We start from the raw sequence: 20,686 nt of genomic DNA, 5'->3' as shown, positions 1-20,686 counted from the left end.
GGCGACGACGATCCATAAGGCGTTGATCGCCTCGCCTCGACGCAATGCCACGACGCCCAGGGCGCACGCTCCTACGACGGCCAGCAGTAGCCAGGGTAGATGGCGCAGCAGGCTATTATTGTTTTTCATTTTTATATTCCAGCCAGGGTGACAAGAAAGACAGCCATTGGAGTTTAGCGCTAACCCGGGCAAAGGCCATACCCGACATTCGTCTGTCGGCGGCCGAACGGTGACGATGCCCCGTCAGTTGGGTCTATAGTCAGTGAATCTCCAGAGGGAATGCGTAATGAGCGAACGTCGCCGCTTCGTACGAGTTGACTTCAATGCCAGGACCGAGCTGAGCCAGGGCCCGTTCATCTGGCCGGTAGAGTTGCTGGATCTGTCCCTGAAGGGGTTGCTGATCAAGAAACCCGAACCCTGGCTTGGCGATATCGAGCGACCCTTCATGGCCGATATTCATTTGAGCCCTGATGCTGAGATCAAAATGGAAGTTCGTTTGGCCCATGATGACCATGGTCACCTGGGCTTCGCCTGCGAGCACATTGACCTGGACTCCATCGCACACCTACGCCGGCTGGTAGCGCTGAACGTGGGCGACCAGGACGAGTTGGAGCGGGAGTTGGCGGCGTTGATCCATATCTGAATCAACGCCGATCCCTTGTGGCGAGGGGATTTATCCCCGCTGGGCTGCGCAGCAGTCCCCAAACAAGCGACGGCAATCGACCTGACACACCGAGTTGTTAGGTTTTAGGGCTGCTGCGCAGCCCAACGGGGATAAATCCCCTCGCCACAGATAAGTCCATTCTCCACAAAGGGCCTTGTACAGCCTTTAGGGTTATTCGAACAACGCATCCAACGCCTGTTCCAGGCGTGTCACGGCAATGATCTGCAACCCCGGTGGTGCTTCCTTCGGCGCATTGCCCTTGGGCACGATGGCGCGCTTGAAGCCGTGCTTGGCCGCTTCCTTGAGTCGCTCCTGCCCGCTGGGCACCGGTCGCACTTCCCCCGACAACCCCACTTCGCCAAACACCAGCAGATCATGGGGCAGCGGCCGGTTGCGCAGGCTGGACATGACCGCCGCCATCAGCGCCAGGTCGGAGGCGGTTTCCAGTACCTTGACCCCACCGACCACGTTGAGAAAAACGTCCTGGTCGTGAGTCGGAATCCCACCGTGTCGATGCAGGACGGCCAACAGCATCGCGAGCCGATTCTGGTCCAGGCCCAAGGTGACCCGGCGCGGGTTCGCCAGGTGGCTGTCGTCCACCAGCGCTTGCACTTCGACCAGCATCGGCCGGGTGCCTTCCCACGTTGCCATGACCACGCTACCAGGGACTTCTTCCTGGGCACGCGTCAGAAAGATCGCCGAAGGGTTTGAGACTTCTTTAAGGCCCCTGTCGGTCATGCCGAACACACCCAGTTCGTTGACAGCGCCAAAGCGGTTCTTCACTGCTCGCAGCAAACGCAGGCGTCCGTCGGATTCGCCTTCGAAATACAACACGGTATCGACCATGTGCTCCAGCACACGCGGCCCCGCCAGCGCGCCTTCCTTGGTGACGTGGCCTACCAGGAAAATCGCCGTGCCGCTCTGCTTGGCGTAGCGCACCAGCAACGCCGCGCTTTCGCGCACCTGGGACACGCCGCCCGGGGCCGATTGCAGCTGTTCGGTAAAAATGGTCTGGATCGAGTCGATCACCATCACCTTGGGTTTTTCCAGGCGCGCCGTGGCGATGATGGTCTCGATGCAGGTCTCGGTCATGACCCGCAACTGGTCCTGGGGCAAGCCCAGGCGCCGGGCACGCATGGCGACCTGCTGCTGGGATTCTTCGCCAGTGACGTACAGCGCCGGCATGCGGGTGGCGAGGTTGCACAAGGTTTGCAACAAGATGGTGGACTTGCCGATGCCCGGATCGCCGCCGATCAGCACCACCGAACCGTCTACCAGGCCGCCGCCGAGCACGCGGTCCAGTTCACCGGATGCGGTGGAGAAACGCGGGATTTCCTCAACGCTGACTTCGGCCAGGGTCTTGATCTGCGCCTGCTGACCGGCCCAGCCCGTGCGACCGGTAGGTGCCGCCGCACCGCCGCTTTCCACCATGGTTTCGGTCAGGGTGTTCCAGGCCCCGCATTCGCTGCACTGGCCGGCCCATTTGGGAAAGGTCGAGCCGCACTCGGTGCAGCCGTACATGCGCTTTGCCTTGGCCATCTGAACTCCCGGATAAAAACCGCGATGATAGCCCAGGCAGTGGCTAGCGCGGGGCCGGCATTCTGATTTCCCCCTTCGCCAGACCCACTGGGGTATTGCCCAACGGGTCCTGGGCCTGCAGATCCGCCCCCTTGGCCTTCAAGGCATCGAGCAATTCATCACGCTTGAACAGACCGGCGTACATCGCCGCGGTCTGCCCGGCACCGTTGCGTTGGTCCGGGCTGCAATCGGTGGACAGCAAACGACGCGCAATCTGCACTTCACCCTTGAAAATCGCCCCCATCAGCGCTGTGTTACCGCGTTTGTCCTGGGCACAGGCATCGGCGCCTGCGGCCAGCAGCCGCTCCACCGCCGGGCCGTGGCCGTGATAAGCCGCCAAGATCAGCGCGGTGTAGCCCTTTTCATCCTGGGTATTGAGCGAATAACCGGCCTCGATAAAAGTCTCGAGCATCGGCACATCGCCGCGGCGAGCGGCGTCGAAGTAATAGTTTTGCAACTGTTCTTGTACGACGACCGGTTCGGTGGGTATTGGCTGATCGGCCAGTACGCTCAGTGACCAGGTCGCAAGCATCGATAAAAGAAATCTGCGCATCATGACGTCTCCCCATGACTAAAGACTGTGGGAGCGAGCTTGCTCGCGATGCAGACGCTGCGGTGCACAGCCAGACCGAGTCGCCTGAATCGCGAGCAAGCTCGCTCCCACAGGTGGATCAGTCAGTCAGTTTTTCCGCCAGGGCCTTGACCCGGGCCAAGTCACCTTTGGCGACACGAGCCACGCCGGTGCCGTACTCAGGGTCAGCCTTGTAGAGGAACGACAGGATGATGTGCTTGCTCTCGTCATCGGTGGTCGCCAAAGAGCCGCCGAAGCTGTCGATCAGGTCATCACGCTCTTTCTTGCTGAACGAACGATACAAATCACCGGCCTGCTTGAAGTTCTGCTCACGCTGGATCTTCGCCTGCTGGGTGCTACCGCTCAGCGCGGCCTGGCTGTAGCGTGCCGCTTGCGGTTCTTCACGCGGCGTCAGGCGGCTCGGCTGATAATTCACGCCGGTGCTGGTGCTGCCTGGGTTCATCGCGCCGTCCTGGTTACCGTTGTTCACCGCCACCTTGGGGGCGTTGATCGGCAATTGCAGGGCATTGGCACCCAGGCGATACATCTGCGTGTCAGCGTAGGAAAATACTCGTCCCTGGAGCAAACGATCCTCGGAAGGTTCGATACCCGGTACAAGATTGGCCGGCGCCATGGCCACCTGCTCGGTTTCCTGGAAGACATTCGCCGGATTGCGATTCAAGACCATTTGCCCGACTTTGCGCTCAGGCACACCCGGCCAGATCTTGGTCGCGTCCAGTGGGTCGAAGTCAAACTTGGCAAGGTCCTGTGGATTGAGCACCTGGACGTACAAGTCCCACTTCGGGAAGTCGCCCTTATTAATATGATTCACCAGATCATTTGTCATATGGCTGTAATCTTGACCCTGAACTTTCACAACTTCTTTCGGATCGAGATTTTTCAGGCCCTGCAAACTTTTCCAATGAAACTTCACGTAGTGAACTTCACCCTTGGCGTTAACCAGTTTGTAGGCATGTACACCGTTACCGTCCATCTCGCGGTAACTGGCCGGTGTCCCGGAGTTGGAATACAACTCGGTCAGGGTGCGGGTCGATTCTGGAACATGGGAGAAGAAATCGAAGCGGCGTGAATCATCGTCCAGGTTGGTCCGAGGGTCGGGTTTGAAGGCGTGGACCATGTCCGGAAACTTGATGGCATCGCGGATGAAGAAGGTCGGGAAGTTGTTACCCACCAAGTCCCAATTACCGTCGGCGGTGTAGAACTTCGTGGCGAAACCACGGGGATCGCGCAGGGTTTCCGGCGAATGATTGCCGTGCACCACGGCAGAAAAACGCACGAACACTGGCGTGACCTGGCCTGCGGCAAAGACCTTGGCCTTGGTCAGATCGCTGAGATCGTCGGAAACCGTGAAGGTACCGTGGGCGCCGGTCCCGCGGGCATGCACCACGCGCTCGGGGATGCGCTCACGGTCAAAGCGCTGGAGCTTCTGGATCAACTGCACGTCTTGCAGCAAGGTCGGGCCGTTGGGGCCTGCCGTTTGCGAGTTCTGGTTGTCGCCGACAGCGGCACCGTTGTCCCGGGTCAGGGTGGCCGCGTTGACAGACAAGGACAAAAGGCTCGCGGTCAGCACAAAAAAAGCGCGGCGAGGGGAATAAGCCCCGTGGCCAAGGGAAGTGTTCATAGGCGTGTTCCTCTGATGTTATAGAGCGCATCCATGTGCGCCATCCAGAGGCTAGTGCTCGAAAAAGGAAAACCTAAATAGAAATGCCGTACCGCGTCGATAGAAAAAACGTTGTGGGGTGCCAGGCTGAAACCGCGTATCACGCGCGATTGATGGCACTTTGAAAACTTTTCACCCAGGACCAGGTCGATAATTGAAGCTTTGTAAGCAGGCGTTTCGAGCAGGACTCGTTGGGCTGATTTACACTGCCAGTCATCTTTCATTTGTTACAAGGAATAGCTCATGGGCGTGCTAAGCGAGTTCAAGGCCTTCGCGGTCAAAGGCAATGTCGTCGACATGGCCGTCGGGATCATCATCGGTGCCGCTTTCGGCAAAATCGTTTCGTCATTCGTTGGCGACGTGGTCATGCCTCCTATCGGCCTGCTGATTGGTGGAGTGGATTTCAGTGACCTGGCCATCACCCTCAAGGCCGCCCAGGGTGATGCGCCTGCCGTGGTACTGGCCTACGGTAAATTCATCCAGAGCACCATCGACTTCATCATCGTGGCGTTCGCCATTTTCATGGGCGTCAAGGCGATCAACCGCCTCAAGCGCGAAGAAGCCGTAGCCCCCAGCGCGCCTCCTGTCCCGACCAAGGAAGAACTGCTGCTGAGTGAGATTCGCGATCTGCTCAAGGCCCAGAACGAGCGGCCCTGAGGCAGTCAGTCACTGACAGCCTACCAGTAGTTTTCCACCGCCACCTGGCCCGGCCGACGGGTCAGGCTCAGCTGCAGCCCCCTGGCCTTGAGCAACTTGCGCGTGTCATCGATCATCTGCGGATTGCCGCACAGCATCACTCGCGAATGCTCCGGCGCCAGCGCTGCGCCGGCCGCCCGCTCCAGCTCGCCATTTTCGATCAGCGTGGTGATCCGCCCATTGAGCGCCCCCGGATGCTGCTCACGGGTGACGGTCGCAATGAAACGAAACTTGTGAGCGTACTCGGCCAGGTAGTCGCGCTGGGGCAGTTCCTTGATCAACGCCTGATACGCCAGCTCCTGCGCCTCGCGCACGCTGTACACCAGGATGATCCGCTCGAATTTTTCCCAGGCCTCGAAATCCTGGAGGATAGAAAGAAACGGCGCCACACCCGTCCCGGTGGACAGCAGCCACAAATCCCGACCATCGACAAAGCGATCCAGCGTCAGGTAGCCGAAAGCCTGGCGATCCACCAACAGTTCGTCACCCGGCTGCAGGCGGCTGAGCTCACTGGTGAATTCGCCATCGGGAACCACGATGGAAAAGAATTCGAGGAACTCGTCGAACGGCGAAGACACCATGGAATACGCCCGCCAGACGGTGGTTCCGTCCGCCTTGACGACCCCCAGCCGGGCAAACTGACCCGCCCGAAAGCGAAAGCCTCGATCCCGGGTCGTGCGCAAAGTAAACAAATGAGACGTCAACGGCTGGACATCGAGCAGGGTTTGGCGGGTGAACTTCTCTGCGCTGTCGGTCATGAGCCACTCCAATGGGACAAGACTTGCAGTGTCCCGCAAAGCGAGCGTCTTCACCACCGATGACGAGTAATGGCACTTTAGCCACAAACAGCATCTGACCATCAAAATCTTTTACTTAACTTATACAAAACTCACAAAACTGTAAAAAAAACTAATTAAAAAGTTTAGCTTCTTAAACATTTCAAAATGTAAGCAAACTAAAAAAAACTCACTACCAATTAAGAATAGTCCTACACTCAAATTTCGCATCATGGATTGGATCCGCATGGACGAATCAAACCCAGGAGAGAGCGATGGACAAGTGGAAGGACTTGTTATTGAGGAAGTTATCCTACGAGAAGGACCTGCAGACGGCCTATCGTCTGGTCCTGAATTTCTTTAACAATCAGGGATTTGAATATTGCGCATTTGCAACCTATCTAGGAAGCCCCGACAAGCACACTAGCAAGGTGAACCTGAATAACTACCCTTATGGATGGGACAGACTTTATGAACAAAATGGCTATGCGTCGAACGATCCATTAGTAGCACATTGCAATCAATCACCGCTCCCCATCTTGTGGGATGAGACTGTTTTTGCTCAAGCCCCCAAGTTATGGAGAGAACTTAATCGACAGGGACTCAAGTATGGCTGGACCCAAGCCGTTCATGATGACCAAGGGGCACGTTGCAGCCTGTTCAGCCTGGCTCGGTCCCATTGTCCCATTGATATCGAGGAGCACTATGCAAATCTCGGCTACGCGATCTTCGCCAGTCAAAAGCTGCACGCACTCGCCAGCAAAAAATTGTCTGACGCCCTGGCAGTCCAGCCCAAATGTCACCTGTCACCCAGGGAGATCGAAGTGTTGAGGTGGTCTGCCGAAGGCAAGACCGCGTCGGAAGTGGGCAGGATTCTCTGTCTTTCCGAACGAACCGTGAATTTCCATGTATGCAGTTGCATGCGGAAACTGAACGTCAGCAATAAAATTTCAGCGGTGGCAAAAGCAGCCCAAATCCATGTGATCTGAACAGTGGAGTGACACCACCCGGCTGAAAAACCCGCGAGTAATGTGCAACAAAAAAACGTACCATTTACGGTCCCACTTGAATGATGCCGCTTCTTGCACGCGACGCCGTTCATTCAGGCGGTCCCGCACAGACACCTACCTCCAGGCAGCGGGACATTCGTTGATTTCCAGAGTCCCCAGCCATGCCCCTGCTCGACAGCCCCTTCGCCCAACTCGACCTGATCCGCCAACCCGAACAGCAGAACGAACCACTGCAAGCCTTCGATGCGGCCGATGAATACCTGCTCGCGTACCTGGCCGAACAACAGCCAAGCAAGCAGACTCGGGTCCTGGTGCTCAATGATGGCTTCGGTGCCCTGGCGGCCAGCCTGGCCGACAAGGTCGATGTCACCAGCAGCGGTGACTCCTTCCTCGCGTTGCAAGCACTGGAGAAAAACCTGGTGCGCAACGGTCGCCCCTTCGATGCGGTGCCGACGTTGCCCGCCAGCGCGCCACTGACTGGCCCATTCGATCGTGTCCTGGTCAAAGTACCAAAAACCCTGGCCCTGCTGGAGGAACAGCTGATTCGCCTGCAAGGCCAACTGGCACCAGGTGCCCAGGTGATCGCCGGGGCCATGATCAAGCACCTGCCCCGGGCCGCTGGCGATTTATTGGAGCGGTATATCGGCCCGGTGCAGGCCTCCCTGGCGGTAAAAAAAGCGCGGCTGTTGATTGCTACGCCACAACCCGGCGCTTCACAAGGCAGTGCGCCGATCGTATCGCCCTACCCCACGCGTTACTGGCTGGACGAGCCGAAGATCGAGCTGCTCAACCACGCCAATGTGTTCTGCCGCGAAGGCCTGGACATCGGCACCCGCGCGTTCCTGCCACATCTGCCGAAAAACCTCGGGACGGCCCGGGTCGCGGACCTGGGATGCGGCAACGGTGTGCTGGCCATCGCCAGTGCCCTGCAAAACCCCGAGGCCCATTACACCCTGGTGGACGAGTCGTATATGGCCGTGCAATCGGCCGCCGAGAATTGGCGTGCGGCCCTGGGCGAGCGCGAAGTGACCCTGCGGGCCGGTGATGGCCTGGCCGGACAAGAGGCGCAGTCACTGGACGTGGTGCTGTGCAATCCGCCCTTCCACCAGCAGCAAGTGGTGGGCGATTTCCTCGCCTGGCGGATGTTCCAGCAGGCTCGCGAAGCGCTGGTGGTAGGCGGCGCGCTGTACATCGTCGGCAACCGGCACCTGGGTTACCACAGCAAACTGGCGCGATTGTTCCGTGGTGTCGAGCAAGTGGCCGCCACGCCGAAGTTCGTGATCCTCAAAGCCCGTAAATAAATCGTCCCTGCGCAAGCAAAGCACCTCGACTCCCACAGGGCAATCAGTGAGTGGTCAGGCCCGCGGCATTCATGAACATCCGCATCAGGCTGGCAACGATGAACAGCGCCAGCACACTGCCGGCCCAGATCAGCGCCAGCCAGCCGAGCCGCTGCCAGAGTGGCTTGCGCTCGGCGGCCTCGATGTCTTTCAAGTCAGGTTTGCCCATGCTCGACGTCCTCAATGGTAACCGTCGTCATGGGTCACCTTGCCGCGGAACACGTAGTAACTCCAGAAGGTGTACACCAGGATCAACGGAATGATGAACAGTGTGCCTACCAACATGAACCCCTGACTCTGGGGCGGTGACGAGGCGTCCCAGATCGAGATGGACGGCGGCACAATGTTCGGCCACAGACTGATGCCCAAGCCGCTGTAGCCGAGGAAGATCAGCACCAGGGTCAGGATAAAGGGCATGTAATTGGCGTTGCGCGCCACGGCGCGGAACAATCCATACATGGTCACCAGCACCAGGATCGGCACCGGCAGGAACCAGAACAGGTTCGGCAGGGTGAACCAGCGGGCCGCAATGTCCGCATGGGCCAGCGGCGTCCAGATGCTGACGATGCCGATCACCGCCAGCACCACGAACGCCAGCGGCCGGGCCAGGTCATGCATCTGCTCTTGCAATTTGCCCTCGGTCTTCATGATCAGCCAGGTGCAGCCGAGCAGCGCATAGGCGGCGATCAACGCCAGGCCACAGAACATCGCGAATGGCGTGAACCAGCCCAGGGAGCCGCCGACGAACTGGCGATTGACCACCTCGAATCCGTCGATGAACGCCCCCAGCGCCACACCTTGGAAGAAGGTGGCCGTCAGCGAGCCACCAATGAATGCCTTATCCCAGAGGTGACGCTTCTCAGCCTTGGCCTTGAAGCGGAATTCGAAGGCCACGCCGCGGAAGATCAGGCCGATGAGCATCAGGATCAACGGCAGGTACAGCGCCGAAAGCACCACCGAGTAGGCCAGCGGAAACGCTCCGAACAGCCCGGCACCGCCCAGCACCAGCCAGGTTTCGTTACCGTCCCAGACCGGTGCCACGGTGTTCATCATCACGTCGCGATCGCGCTCGCCCTTGACGAAGGGGAAGAGAATGCCGATCCCCAGGTCGAAGCCGTCCATGATCACGTACATCATGATGCCGAAGATGATGACCACGGCCCAGATCAGCGGAAGATCAATACCCATGATTCAATTCCCCTTGTTCGAGCGTTGGTTATGGTCCATGTCGTCGCCGTCATCGGCGGCCGACAATGGCCGGGCCGGCGTACGTTTCTGACCCGGGCCACCGTCGCTCGGCTCGGTTTCGTGGGCCTCCGGCCCCTTGCGCACCAGACGCATCATGTAACTCAGGCCGGCGCCGAACAGCGCGAAATACACCACGACGAACAGCACCAGGGTGATGCTCATCTGCGCGAAGCTGTGGCCGGACGAAGCATCGGCCGTGCGCATCAAGCCATAGACCACCCACGGCTGGCGGCCGATCTCCGTGGTAAACCAGCCGGCCAGGATCGCGACCAGACCGGACGGCCCCATCCACAGCACCATGTAGAGAAACGGCCGGGATTGATAGATCCGATCGTTACGGCGCAGCCACAGGCTGCACAGCCCAGTGAAAATCATCAGCAAGCCGAGGCCGACCATGACCCGGAACGACCAGAACACGATGGTCGAGTTCGGTCGGTCCTCAGGCGGGAATTCCTTGAGGGCCGGCACCTGCTTGTCCAGGCTGTGGGTCAGGATCAGGCTGCCCAGGTAAGGAATTTCCACGGCGTACTTGGTTTTTTCCGCTTGCATGTCGGGCCAGCCGAACAGGATCAGCGGGGTCGGTTCATTACCGACGTTTTCCCAGTGGCCTTCGATGGCGGCGATTTTCGCCGGTTGATGCTTGAGGGTGTTCAGGCCATGGAAGTCGCCGATGACCGCTTGTATCGGCGCCACTAGCAAGGCCATCCACATCGCCATCGACAGCATCCGGCGGATGGCCGGGGTATCGCGACCGCGCAGCAAATGCCAGGCCGCCGACGAGCCAACGAAGAACGCCGTGGCGACAAACGCTGCGGTGGACATGTGCAGCAATCGATAAGGAAACGAGGGGTTGAACACCACCGCCAGCCAGTCCACCGGGATCACCCGGCCGTCGATGATTTCGTAACCCTGGGGGGTTTGCATCCAGCTATTGGAGGACAGGATCCAGAAGGTCGAGATCAGGGTGCCGATCGCCACCATGACCGTGGAAAAGAAATGCAAACCGCGGCCGACGCGATTCCAGCCGAACAGCATCACGCCCAGGAAACCCGCCTCGAGGAAAAACGCCGTGAGCACCTCGTAGGTCAGCAACGGCCCGGTCACCGCACCGGCGAAGTCCGAGAAACGGCTCCAGTTGGTCCCGAACTGATAGGCCATGACCAACCCGGACACCACGCCCATGCCGAAGTTGACGGCAAATATCTTCGACCAGAAGTGGTACAGGTCGCGGTAGGTGTCATCGCGAGTCTTGAGCCACAAGCCTTCGAGTACCGCCAGGTAACTCGCCAGGCCGATGGTGATGGCCGGGAACAGGATGTGGAACGAGATGGTGAACGCGAACTGGATTCGGGCGAGATCGAGCGCCTCCAAACCGAACATAAGTCTTCCTCTGTCAGGTAAAACCGGCTGCGGGCGGGGCTTGCACCAGCCTCCAGGGATATGGAGTGCGATGCTTTTCAAATCGTTCTTTTTTTAAAACCGTCACAACGCAGGACGCTGGCCGGATGGCCGCCAACCCAACGCCCCGAAAGGCATTGATCTGGATCAAGCAATGCTCAAAGAGTAGCCGCATTCTCGTCGATGAACGGCGTGGTCGTTTGTCGCGTGGCAGGTTGTCTCAGATTGATCCATAACGTTCCAGAGTACACAGGACCCGTGGCGAGGGAGCTTGCTCCCGCTCGGTTGCGCAGCGACCGCAAAATCCTGGGGCTGCTTCGCAACCCAGCGGGAGCAAGCTCCCTCGCCACAGGTGTCCGTGATGCCCTTGACCTGAACAGTCCACAGGCGAAAGTAGATGTTTGGCTAACTATTTTTTCCGCCCGACGTAATTTCCAGTTACAGCTCGGCGATAATCGCGTGGCCTTCCTCACCGGACCCGTCCTAGATGCCCAGCCAAGCGCCGCTGCTGCTCCGTCACCATCGTCCCTTCATCGCCTTCTGGCTGGCCCGGATATTCACCGCCAGCGGCTTCCAGATGCTCACCGTGGCCATCGGCTGGAACCTCTATCAACTGACCGGCAACGTCCTGGACCTTGGCCTGGTGGGGTTGGTGGAATTTGCCCCGCGCGTGCTGTTCATGCTCCACACCGGGCATGTGGCCGACCGCTATGACCGCCGCAAGGTGGCGGCCATCTGTCAGACATTGCAGGCGATGATTGCCTTGGCGCTGGTGATCGGCAGCGCCACTGACAACGTCACGCGGGAGATGATCTTCATCCTCGCCTTCCTGCTGGGCGCCGCCCGCTCCTTCGAAATGCCCACCACCCAGGCGCTGCTGCCGAGCATCGTGCCGGCTGCGCTGTTTCCCCGTGCCGTGGCCGCCGCGCAATCGGCCCAGCAGTCGGCCACCATCGTCGCCCCGGCGCTCGGCGGCTTGCTCTATGCCTTTGGCAGTGTCTGGGTCTATGGGCCGACGGTGCTGCTCTACATCATCGCCTGTTGCCTGATGCTCAACCTGCCGGCCCGGCAGACGCCACTGAACAAAGGCAAGGCAACGCTGGATTCTTTGCTGGCCGGGATTCGCTTCATTCGCAGCCGCCCGGACATTCTCGGGGCGATCTCCCTGGACCTGTTCGCGGTGTTGCTCGGCGGCGCGACGGCGTTGCTGCCGGTGTTTGCCAAGGACATCCTGCTCACCGGCCCCTGGGGCCTGGGTCTGTTGCGGTCGGCACCGGCGGTCGGGGCCTTGCTGATGTCGCTGTGGCTGGCGCGGTTTGCCGTGGAGCGCAAAGTCGGCCGGGTGATGTTCACGGCTGTAGGCGTGTTTGGCGTCGCCACCATTGCTTTCGGCCTCTCCACCTCGTTCTGGTTTTCCCTGGCGGTGCTGGTGGTGCTGGGTGCGGCGGACATGATCAGCATGGTGATCCGCGCCTCCTTCGTACAACTGGAAACACCGGATGAAATGCGCGGCCGGGTCAGCGCGGTGAACGGGCTGTTCATCGGCGCCTCGAACCAGTTGGGCGAGTTCGAATCCGGCCTCACCGCCCACTGGTTCGGCACGGTGCCGGCGGTGGTCATGGGCGGCGTCGGTACGCTGCTGGTGACCGGGACCTGGATCAAGCTGTTCCCGACCCTGGCCAACCGTGACCGGATGCACGAGCCGGTGGATGCAGCAAAAGCCTAGAGCAACTTGTCGAGGGTGATGGGAAAGTCCCGCACCCGCTTGCCGGTGGCGTGGTAAATCGCATTGGCCACCGCCGCGGCCACCCCGACGACGCCAATTTCGCCGACGCCCTTGGACCCGAGCGCATTGACGATCTCGTCATGTTCCTCGACGAAAATCACCTCAATGTCGCCAATGTCGGCGTTAACCGGCAGGTGATACTCGGCCAGGTTGTGGTTCATGTGGCGACCCAGGGCGTGGTCCGTCAAGGTTTCTTCGTGCAAGGCCATGCCGACGCCCCACACCACGCCACCGAGAATCTGGCTGCGGGCGGTTTTCGGGTTGATGACCCGGCCGGCGGCGATGGCGCTGACCACACGATTGACCTTCACCGCCCCCAGGTCTTCGTCCACCAGCACCTCGACAAACACCGCCGAGTGAGTGGCCGTGGCGTAGGCTTGGCGTTTTGCATCCGGCTCGGCAGTGACCTGGGCTTGCAACGGCGTCTCGCCGCTTTTCTGCGCCAGCTCCGCGAGCGCAACGCTCGCTTCGCCGAGCCGCAGCTGACCATCGACAAACGTCACTTGCTCAAGGGTCGCGCCACTGAAGGCCGGACATGCCTGGCGGGCCACGGCCAGGAGTTTTTCCTTCAGTGCTTCACAGGCCTGCTGTACGGCAGTGCCTACCGACGATACGGTGAACGAGCCGCCCTGCAGCGGCGCGGTGGGCAACGACGAATCCCCCAGGACAAACGTGACGTCCTCAAGGGAAACGCCTGACGCCTCGGCAGCGATCTGGGTCATGATCGTGTAGGTCCCGGTGCCGATGTCAGTGGTGGCGCTGCTGACAGTCAGCTTGCCATGGGTGTCCAGCGACGCCTGGGCGCTGGCCTTCTGCTGCATGGCTTCCCACACACCACCGGCCATGCCCCAACCCACCAGTTGCCGGCCTTCACGCATGCTGCGCGGTTCCGGGTTGCGCTTGTCCCAGCCGAAACGATGGGCACCTTGGGCATAGCACTCACGCAGTTCCTTGCTGGAATACGGCTTGCCTTCGTTCTCGTTGCGTTCGGCGTAGTTGATCAAGCGCAGCTGGATCGGATCGATCGCCAGGGCACAGGCCAGTTCATCCATGGCGCACTCCAGGCCAATCAAGCCGAGGGCGGCACCGGGGGCGCGCATGTCCAGGGGCGTGTAGACGTCCAGCGGCACCAATTTGTAAGTCAGCTCGACGTTGTCGCAGTGATAGAGCATGCCGCTCCACTCCACCACATGCTCGGTGAAGTCCTCGAAGCGCGAGGTCTGGCCGATAGCGCTGTGCGCCACAGCCAGCAAGCGACCGTTGGCCGCCGCCCCCAGCTGTACGCGCTGGAGGGTTCGCGGACGATAGCCAAAGGTGAACATCTGCTGGCGCGTCAGGCTGACCCGCACCGAGCGCTTGAGGGCCAATGCCGCCATCACGGCCAACGGCAATTGATATTGCGGGCGCAGCCCGGAACCGAAGGCGCCGCCGACAAACGCGGCAAACACCCGCACCTGTTCTTGCTCCAGGCCGAAGACCTTTTGCACATAGGCCTGGCCGTTCTGCGTGCCTTGGGTCTTGTCATGGATGTGCAGGCTGCCGTCAGGCTGATACAGCACGGTGGAGGCATGTGGCTCCATGGGGTTGTGGTGTTCAATCGGCGTGCTGTAGGACACATCCACGCTGAGCGCGGAGCTGGCGTACTCGCCCTGAAAATTCCCACGGGGCTTGGGCAGTTCGGCCGGTGCCGGATGGGCGTCATATTGCAAGGTGATCAGATCGGTCTGATGCGCCTCGGCGTCGTATTCGATTTCAACCAGCGAACCGGCATACCGGGCCAGCTCAAGGTTTTCCGCCACCACCAGGGCCAGCGGCTGGCCGCTGTAAAGCACTTGGTCGTTGTACAACGGCCGGAACGGCGAGCCGTCCGCCGCATCGGCATCCTGGTAGGGCTCGTCGTAGCTGGCGATCCTCGGCCGGTTGGTGTGGTCGATGACCGCGACCACGCCGGGCAGTGCCAGGGCTCGGGACGCATCGATGCGCACTACACGACCACGGGCGACCGTACCGGAGACGACGCTGCCGTGCAGCAAGCCGTCCTCGGGGTATTCAGCGGCGTAACGGGCCTGGCCCGTCACCTTGAGCAGGCCGTCGACCCGGTCGAGGGGTTGCCCTATGGATTTGCTCGCAGCGTTCATCAGGCGTGTCCTCCCTGGGGTGCGCAACCCAATGCGGCGTCACTCAAGGCACGGACAATCGCCCGGCGCGCCAGTCTGACTTTGAAGCCGTTGTGCTCCAGCGGCTCGGCGTTTTGCAGCAGCGCGTCGGCAGCGGCGGTAAAGGTTTCGCGGCTGACGGCCTGCCCGGTCAGCCAACTCTCCACGGCCCGGTCGCGCCACGGTTTGTGCGCCACACCTCCCAGGGCCAGGCGCGCCTCGCGGATCACCGGCCCGTCCAGTTCCAGCGCCGCCGCCACCGAGACCAGCGCAAACGCGTAGGAGGCGCGGTCACGGATCTTCAAGTAGTGGCTATGCTCGGCAAAACCGACGGCAGGCAATTCGATAGCGGTGATCAGCTCATCGTCGGCCAGTTGATTGTCCCGTTCCGGGGCGTCGCCGGGCAGGCGATGGAAGTCGGCGAACTCGATGGTCCGCGCCCCGCCCCGGCCCAGGACATGGACCACCGCCTCCAGAGCGGCCAAGGCCACGCACATGTCGGAGGGGTGGGTGGCGACACATTGATCGCTGGCACCGAAAATCGCGTGGATCCGGTTCAAACCGCTCCGGGCCGGGCAACCGCTGCCGGGCCGGCGTTTGTTGCACGGTACGCTCGCGTCATAAAAGTAATAGCAGCGGGTGCGTTGCAGCAGGTTGCCGCCGGTACTGGCCATGTTGCGCAGTTGCGGCGAGGCGCCCGTCAGGATGGCCTGGGCCAGCAGCGGATAGCGGCGCTCGATCCACGGATGCCAGGCCAGGTCGGCATTGCTCACCAGCGCACCGATCATCACCCCGCCGGAAGGGGTTTCACTGAGGTCCGCCAGGGGCAACCCGGTGATGTCGATCAGGTGCTCGGGACGGGTGATGTTTTCCTTCATCAGGTCCAGCAGGTTGGTGCCGCCGGCGATGAAGCGGGAAACCGGGCTCGACAGATCGACGGCCGCCTGCACGGTGTCGGGCTTGCTGTATTGGAAGGGATTCATTGATCACCTCCCTGCTGGCAAAGCGGCAGAGCTTCTTCGATGGCATCGCGAATGTTGGTGTAGGCGCCGCAGCGGCACAGGTTGCCGCTCATCAACTCGCTGATCTGCCCACGGGTCTTCGCCCGGCCCTCGTTGGCCAAGCCCACCGCCGAGCAGATCTGCCCCGGCGTGCAATAGCCGCACTGGAACGCGTCATGGGTGATGAACGCCTGCTGCATGGGATGCAATCCGTCGTCACCGGCAAGGCCTTCGATGGTGGTCAACTCGGCGCCGTCGCACATCACCGCCAAGGTCAGGCAGGCATTGATCCGCTTGCCATCGCGCAACACCGTACAGGCGCCGCATTGGCCGTGGTCGCAGCCTTTCTTGCTGCCCACCAGGTCCAGTTGCTCGCGCAGCAGGTCCAGCAAGGTGGTCCAGGGCAACACCTGCAGTTCATGCACCTGGCCATTGAGTGTCAGATGGATCGGATGACGGACGAAGGACGCCTGCGTCGCTTCGGACAGGGTCGCGCTCATGGAACACCTCACGGTTGGTCGTACTCGCGGCGTTTTGGAAAACCGCCGTCATAAGGGGTACGACTTCAGGGTGGGGGTGAGCGTTCAAGGCAATTTCGACGCTCCACAAAGCCTTGTAAACCGCAGGATGCACAGATTCGCCTGGCATGTGCGGTATAAAAATACCGCATCAAGTGTAATGTATCGCCTTACACTCGATCCCATGGGAAACTGGCGAATCATTTTTCGCTTCATCGGGTCCGATATCGAACTGGTCGATTATCTGGACTACCACTGATCAGGAGGCTGGAACATGCCCATGCACAATCCGCCACACCCAGGCGAAACCTTGCGGTTGGACGTGCTGCCCGAACTGGGTATCACCGTCACCGAACTGGCGCGACACCTGGGTTTCGCCCGGCCTCATCTTTCCCGGATCTTGCATGGTCATGCGCCCGTCAGCCCCGACCTGGCTGTGCGCCTGGAGCGTGCCGGGATCGGCAAGGCCAGGGTCTGGCTGGGCGTCCAGACCGATTACGATTTGTGGCAAGCCGAGCAGCGCGTGCAGCCTGTGATTGAACCTTTCCCACAACACGCTTGATGCCTGTCAGGCCAGCAACTCTGCCGCCACCACGCTCCTCACACCCTTGCCACAGAGTTGTTCCACCAACGTCAAGGCAAACGCCAGGGCGGCGGCCGAACCCTGGGCCGTGATGCAGTTGCCATCCACCACCACGGGTTGATCGACAAAGCTGCAACCAGACAGTTGCTGGCTCACCGCCGGCAGGCAGGTCATGCGCCGCTGGCGCAGGACGCCAAAGGCCTGTAGCGCCAGGGCCGGGGCTTCGGCGATGGCGGCGAAAAACCGTCCGGTGGCGGCCTGGTCCTTGACCAGCTGTTGCAGCGGCTGATGGTTTGCCAGGTGTTGGGCACCGATGATGCCGCCGGGCAGAACGATCAGGTCGAAATCCTGCACAAGCATGTCCACCAACATGCCATCGGCGGTCAGGCGCGTGCCGCGGGCACAGGTGAGCATCCGCCGCCCTTCGATGCTTGCCACCACCACTTCGATCTGGGCTCGACGCAGCACGTCGATCAGGGTGACTGTCTGCAGGTCATCGACACCTTCGGCGACCGTAATCAGGGCTCGAGGCAGCTTGGTTCCAGGCATCATGGGCGCGCTCTCCGATGGGGTGGTTCCTGAAGCCTAGTCAGGTTTGCCGGGCCGCGTTCAGCTTGTCATGCCGACAGGTCATTTAATGTACAGCTGGGCCGACATCCGATTGCCCGGTGCATTGATCGAAATGTTGCTGAAGTTGAAGGTGCCTTCCTGCTTGCCCTTCAGATCGAAGATGTACAAATAGCCGACGATTTTGGTCTGGGCCGAACAATCGTTGAGATTGCCATTGCTGTACGCACACACCGGCGAGCGGGTGCCATCGACCTCGAAACCGTCCAGCGTGACATTGGGCTGCCGACCGTAGCCGACCTCCAGCACGTAGACTTTGATATTCGGCCCGTTGTGATCGCAACGGGTCTGCGCCTGCCCTGGCGCGATATCCTCGAAGCCACAGGCCGGCGACTCGACCTTGAGCACCTTGACCTCGCTCAAAGGCTGCGCCGACGCGGCATTGGCGGCCTGTCCGGACAACCACCCACCCAGCATGCAACCCACCGCCGCCAGCAGTTTTTTATTCATGCAATACATAGAGACCTCCCGGAACCGCGCGCAGTATGGCCCACTTGGCGCGTTGGCAAAACATCGACGACGATCGCAGCCACAACGCTACGCTGCTGGTATGATGCGCGGCTTTTTCCGACCCGCAGAAAATTCCCGGGCGCCGCTGGCGACCTGTGCTTTGCTGTTGAGGTCGATACATTCACGGCGCCGGGCGCGCCACGGGGAGCAGACATGCTGGAAAGGCTGTTTCAACTCAAGGCACATAACACCAACGTGCGGACCGAGATCCTGGCGGGCGTCACGACCTTCCTGGCCATGGCCTACATTCTGTTCGTCAACCCGAGCATCCTCGGTGAAACCGGCATGGACAAGGGCGCGGTGTTCGTCGCCACCTGCCTGGCAGCGGCCATTGGCTCCACGGTCATGGGCCTGATCGCCAACTACCCGATCGCCCTCGCACCGGGCATGGGCCTGAATGCCTTCTTTACCTACACCGTGGTCCTGCACATGGGCCACACCTGGCAAGTGGCGCTGGGCGCAGTGTTCATCTCCGCCGTACTGTTCTTCATATTGTCGATCTTTCGTATCCGCGAATGGATCATCAACAGCATCCCGCTGCCGCTGCGCTCGGCCATTGCCGCCGGCATCGGCCTGTTCCTGGCGCTGATCGCCCTGAACAACGCCGGCATCGTGGTGAAAAACCCGGCGACCATGGTCGGCCTGGGCGACTTGAAGCAACCGGCGCCGATCCTCGCGACCCTCGGCTTCGTCCTGATCGTCGGCCTCGAAGCGCTGAAAGTGCGTGGAGCGGTGCTGATCGGCATCCTGGCGGTCACCATCGTGTCGATCCTGATGGGATTCACGCCGTTCGGCGGCGTGATCTCCATGCCACCGTCCCTGGCCCCGACCTTCCTGCAATTGGACATCAAGGGCGCCCTGGACATCGGCTTGGTGAGCGTGATCTTCGCCTTCCTGTTCGTCGACCTGTTCGACAACTCCGGCACGTTGATCGGCGTCGCCAAGCGCGCCGGGCTGATGGGCAAGGACGGGCACATGCCGAAGATGGGCCGTGCGTTGATCGCCGACAGCACCGCCGCCATGGCCGGTTCGCTGCTGGGCACGTCCACCACCACCAGCTACATCGAATCGGCAGCGGGTGTCAGCGCGGGTGGGCGCACCGGCCTGACCGCCGTCATCGTGGCGATCCTGTTCCTGCTGGCGCTGTTCTTCTCGCCACTGGCCGCCAGCGTCCCGGCCTTCGCCACCGCGCCGGCCTTGCTGTTCGTCGCCGTGCTGATGACTTCGGGCCTGGCGGAAATCGATTGGGACGACATCACCGTGGCCGCCCCCGTGGTGATCACCGCCCTGGCGATGCCGTTCACCTATTCCATCGCCAACGGCATCGCCTTCGGTTTCATCGCTTGGACCGCCATCAAACTGGTGTCCGGCCGTGGCCGTGAGTTGAACCCAGCGCTGGTCATCCTGTCGATTCTCTTCGTGATCAAGTTGGGTTGGTTCAACGCATGACTTTTGATTCCCACGCCTACGCCGCTCAGCTCCAGGACAAGGTCACCCGCTTGCGTGACCTGTTGGCGCCGTTCGATGCACCAGAACCTGCGGTGTTCGATTCGCCGCTGGAGCACTTCCGCCTGCGCGCCGAATTCCGCCTGTGGCGCGAGGCCGGCGAACGGCATTACGCAATGTTCTCCCAGGACGACAAGCGCACGCCGATCCTCATCGAGCAGTTCCCCATCGCCAGCCTGCGCATCAACCAGTTGATGCCGCAACTCAAGGCCGCCTGGCAGGCCAGCGCGCCCCTGAGCCACAAGCTGTTCCAGGTGGAGTTCCTGACCACCCTGGCCGGCGATGCGATGATCACCCTGTGTTATCACCGTCCGCTGGATGAGCATTGGCACACCGCCGCCTCGAAGCTGGCGAGCGACCTCGGCGTGAGCATCATTGGCCGCTCCAAGGGCAAGCGCGAAGTGATCGGCCACGACTACGTGGTGGAGAAACTCGAAGTGGGCGGTCGTACCTTCAGCTATCGCCAGCCCGAAGGCGCCTTCACCCAGCCCAACGGCACGGTGAACCAGAAGATGCTCAACTGGGCCTACGAGGCATTGGGCGATCGCAGCGACGATCTGCTGGAGTTGTACTGCGGCAACGGCAACTTCACCCTGCCCCTGGCCACCCGTGCGCGCAAAGTGCTGGCCACCGAGATCAGCAAGACCTCGGTGAACGCCGCGCTGAGCAACCTCAGCGAAAACGCGGTGGATAACGTCACGCTGGTGCGCCTGTCCGCCGAAGAGCTGACCGAAGCCCTGAACGAAGTCCGGCCGTTCCGTCGTTTGCATGGCATCGACCTCAAAAGCTACGAATTCGGCAGCGTCTTCGTCGACCCGCCTCGCGCCGGCATGGACCCGGACACCTGCGAGCTGACCCGGCGTTTTGACAACATCCTGTACATCTCCTGCAATCCCGAAACCCTCGCAGCCAACATCGCGCAACTGCACGACACTCACCGCATTACGCGTTGCGCGTTGTTCGATCAATTTCCTTGGACCCATCATATGGAATCCGGGGTGTTGTTGACTCGGCGTTAAATTGCTGGCTCATCGATT

21 protein-coding genes and 1 pseudogene are annotated in these 20,686 nt (G+C 60.9%); 9 read left to right on the top strand and 13 right to left on the bottom strand.

Annotation, left to right across the window (positions count from 1 at the left end; translation table 11 throughout):
• Positions 1 to 129: pseudogene (locus tag V7773_RS16575) on the bottom strand (carbon starvation CstA family protein); the annotation flags it as partial.
• A gap of 157 nt (positions 130 to 286) precedes the next feature.
• Here V7773_RS16575 and V7773_RS16570 point away from each other — a divergent pair.
• Complete coding sequence (locus V7773_RS16570; RefSeq protein WP_063324284.1) at positions 287 to 643, top strand: PilZ domain-containing protein; 357 nt, start codon at positions 287 to 289, stop codon at positions 641 to 643.
• A gap of 192 nt (positions 644 to 835) precedes the next feature.
• Here V7773_RS16570 and radA read toward each other — a convergent pair whose 3' ends face one another.
• The 3 genes from radA to katB all read right to left on the bottom strand — a co-directional run bounded on the left by radA (position 836) and on the right by katB (position 4,455).
• The gene (gene radA / locus V7773_RS16565) at positions 836 to 2,203 is read right to left on the bottom strand and encodes a DNA repair protein RadA (protein ID WP_003185644.1); all 1,368 of its coding nucleotides are present in this window, start codon (positions 2,201 to 2,203) and stop codon (positions 836 to 838) included.
• Between the two features lie 43 nt (positions 2,204 to 2,246).
• Complete coding sequence (locus V7773_RS16560) at positions 2,247 to 2,795, bottom strand: ankyrin repeat domain-containing protein (RefSeq protein WP_336074189.1); 549 nt, start codon at positions 2,793 to 2,795, stop codon at positions 2,247 to 2,249.
• Between the two features lie 118 nt (positions 2,796 to 2,913).
• Positions 2,914 to 4,455: a catalase KatB gene (gene katB, locus V7773_RS16555; RefSeq protein WP_336074187.1), complete on the bottom strand. Its 1,542-nt coding sequence runs from the start codon at positions 4,453 to 4,455 to the stop codon at positions 2,914 to 2,916.
• Positions 4,456 to 4,737: 282 nt separating this feature from the next.
• On the opposite strand from katB, the gene mscL reads away from it, so the two are divergent.
• The gene (gene mscL / locus V7773_RS16550) at positions 4,738 to 5,151 is read left to right on the top strand and encodes a large-conductance mechanosensitive channel protein MscL (protein WP_003205779.1); all 414 of its coding nucleotides are present in this window, start codon (positions 4,738 to 4,740) and stop codon (positions 5,149 to 5,151) included.
• A gap of 20 nt (positions 5,152 to 5,171) precedes the next feature.
• On the opposite strand, the gene V7773_RS16545 is transcribed toward mscL, so the two are convergent.
• On the bottom strand, positions 5,172 to 5,948 hold the full coding sequence (locus tag V7773_RS16545; RefSeq protein ID WP_336074186.1) for a ferredoxin--NADP reductase: 777 nt from the start codon (positions 5,946 to 5,948) through the stop codon (positions 5,172 to 5,174).
• A gap of 293 nt (positions 5,949 to 6,241) precedes the next feature.
• Between V7773_RS16545 and V7773_RS16540 the strand changes: the two genes are divergently transcribed.
• Both V7773_RS16540 and V7773_RS16535 read left to right on the top strand, forming a co-directional pair.
• Positions 6,242 to 6,955, top strand: coding sequence for an autoinducer binding domain-containing protein (locus V7773_RS16540; protein WP_063324281.1), 714 nt, complete (start codon positions 6,242 to 6,244; stop codon positions 6,953 to 6,955).
• Between the two features lie 182 nt (positions 6,956 to 7,137).
• Positions 7,138 to 8,277: a methyltransferase gene (locus tag V7773_RS16535; RefSeq protein ID WP_336074185.1), complete on the top strand. Its 1,140-nt coding sequence runs from the start codon at positions 7,138 to 7,140 to the stop codon at positions 8,275 to 8,277.
• Positions 8,278 to 8,320: 43 nt separating this feature from the next.
• Here V7773_RS16535 and V7773_RS16530 read toward each other — a convergent pair whose 3' ends face one another.
• From V7773_RS16530 to V7773_RS16520, 3 genes are read right to left on the bottom strand one after another with little or no spacing between them, the layout of a single operon-like run.
• Positions 8,321 to 8,485: a DUF2474 domain-containing protein gene (locus tag V7773_RS16530; protein WP_086936717.1), complete on the bottom strand. Its 165-nt coding sequence runs from the start codon at positions 8,483 to 8,485 to the stop codon at positions 8,321 to 8,323.
• Between the two features lie 11 nt (positions 8,486 to 8,496).
• Positions 8,497 to 9,504 (bottom strand): cytochrome d ubiquinol oxidase subunit II, encoded by a 1,008-nt coding sequence (cydB, locus tag V7773_RS16525; RefSeq protein ID WP_092464225.1) that lies wholly within the window; start codon positions 9,502 to 9,504, stop codon positions 8,497 to 8,499.
• Positions 9,505 to 9,507: 3 nt separating this feature from the next.
• Entirely contained in the window at positions 9,508 to 10,944 is a 1,437-nt protein-coding gene (locus tag V7773_RS16520; protein ID WP_092149874.1) for a cytochrome ubiquinol oxidase subunit I, read from the bottom strand.
• Between the two features lie 505 nt (positions 10,945 to 11,449).
• Here V7773_RS16520 and V7773_RS16515 point away from each other — a divergent pair.
• Entirely contained in the window at positions 11,450 to 12,688 is a 1,239-nt protein-coding gene (locus V7773_RS16515) for an MFS transporter (protein WP_092224955.1), read from the top strand.
• On the opposite strand, the gene V7773_RS16510 is transcribed toward V7773_RS16515, so the two are convergent.
• Genes V7773_RS16510 through V7773_RS16500 form a run of 3 tightly spaced genes read right to left on the bottom strand, consistent with a single transcriptional unit; the run spans position 12,685 to position 16,405 of the window.
• Positions 12,685 to 14,886: a xanthine dehydrogenase family protein molybdopterin-binding subunit gene (locus tag V7773_RS16510; protein WP_336074184.1), complete on the bottom strand. Its 2,202-nt coding sequence runs from the start codon at positions 14,884 to 14,886 to the stop codon at positions 12,685 to 12,687. The two genes, V7773_RS16515 and V7773_RS16510, sit on opposite strands and share 4 nt — an antisense overlap.
• Positions 14,886 to 15,887, bottom strand: a complete 1,002-nt coding sequence (locus tag V7773_RS16505) for an FAD binding domain-containing protein (protein ID WP_336074182.1) — start codon at positions 15,885 to 15,887, stop codon at positions 14,886 to 14,888. The genes V7773_RS16510 and V7773_RS16505 overlap by 1 nt, the downstream gene beginning before the upstream one ends.
• The gene (locus V7773_RS16500; RefSeq protein WP_336074181.1) at positions 15,884 to 16,405 is read right to left on the bottom strand and encodes a (2Fe-2S)-binding protein; all 522 of its coding nucleotides are present in this window, start codon (positions 16,403 to 16,405) and stop codon (positions 15,884 to 15,886) included. Before V7773_RS16500 ends, V7773_RS16505 begins: the two co-directional genes overlap by 4 nt.
• Between V7773_RS16500 and V7773_RS16495 the strand changes: the two genes are divergently transcribed.
• Together V7773_RS16495 and V7773_RS16490 are read left to right on the top strand one after the other, a co-directional pair.
• A complete protein-coding gene (locus V7773_RS16495; protein ID WP_092149892.1) occupies positions 16,404 to 16,682 on the top strand; it encodes a hypothetical protein in 279 nt (92 codons plus the stop codon). The two genes, V7773_RS16500 and V7773_RS16495, sit on opposite strands and share 2 nt — an antisense overlap.
• Positions 16,683 to 16,697: 15 nt before the next feature.
• On the top strand, positions 16,698 to 16,985 hold the full coding sequence (locus V7773_RS16490; protein WP_092149894.1) for a HigA family addiction module antitoxin: 288 nt from the start codon (positions 16,698 to 16,700) through the stop codon (positions 16,983 to 16,985).
• Positions 16,986 to 16,991: 6 nt separating this feature from the next.
• Here the strand turns inward: V7773_RS16490 and V7773_RS16485 are convergent, their stop codons facing one another.
• Entirely contained in the window at positions 16,992 to 17,558 is a 567-nt protein-coding gene (locus tag V7773_RS16485; RefSeq protein WP_336074180.1) for a DJ-1 family glyoxalase III, read from the bottom strand.
• A 78-nt stretch (positions 17,559 to 17,636) separates the two neighbouring features.
• A complete protein-coding gene (locus V7773_RS16480) occupies positions 17,637 to 18,092 on the bottom strand; it encodes a DUF4879 domain-containing protein (protein WP_336074179.1) in 456 nt (151 codons plus the stop codon).
• Positions 18,093 to 18,296: 204 nt separating this feature from the next.
• On the opposite strand from V7773_RS16480, the gene V7773_RS16475 reads away from it, so the two are divergent.
• Both V7773_RS16475 and trmA read left to right on the top strand, forming a co-directional pair.
• Positions 18,297 to 19,592, top strand: coding sequence for an NCS2 family permease (locus tag V7773_RS16475; protein ID WP_092149903.1), 1,296 nt, complete (start codon positions 18,297 to 18,299; stop codon positions 19,590 to 19,592).
• Entirely contained in the window at positions 19,589 to 20,668 is a 1,080-nt protein-coding gene (trmA, locus tag V7773_RS16470; protein WP_336074178.1) for a tRNA (uridine(54)-C5)-methyltransferase TrmA, read from the top strand. Before V7773_RS16475 ends, trmA begins: the two co-directional genes overlap by 4 nt.
• Positions 20,669 to 20,686: the final 18 nt, after the last annotated feature.

This window comes from Pseudomonas sp. 3JA (assembly GCF_036961705.1).
Taxonomy (GTDB): domain Bacteria; phylum Pseudomonadota; class Gammaproteobacteria; order Pseudomonadales; family Pseudomonadaceae; genus Aquipseudomonas; species Aquipseudomonas fluorescens_Q.
The sequence above is the reverse complement of the archived record's forward strand: the minus strand, read 5'-3'. Positions and strand labels throughout refer to the sequence as shown.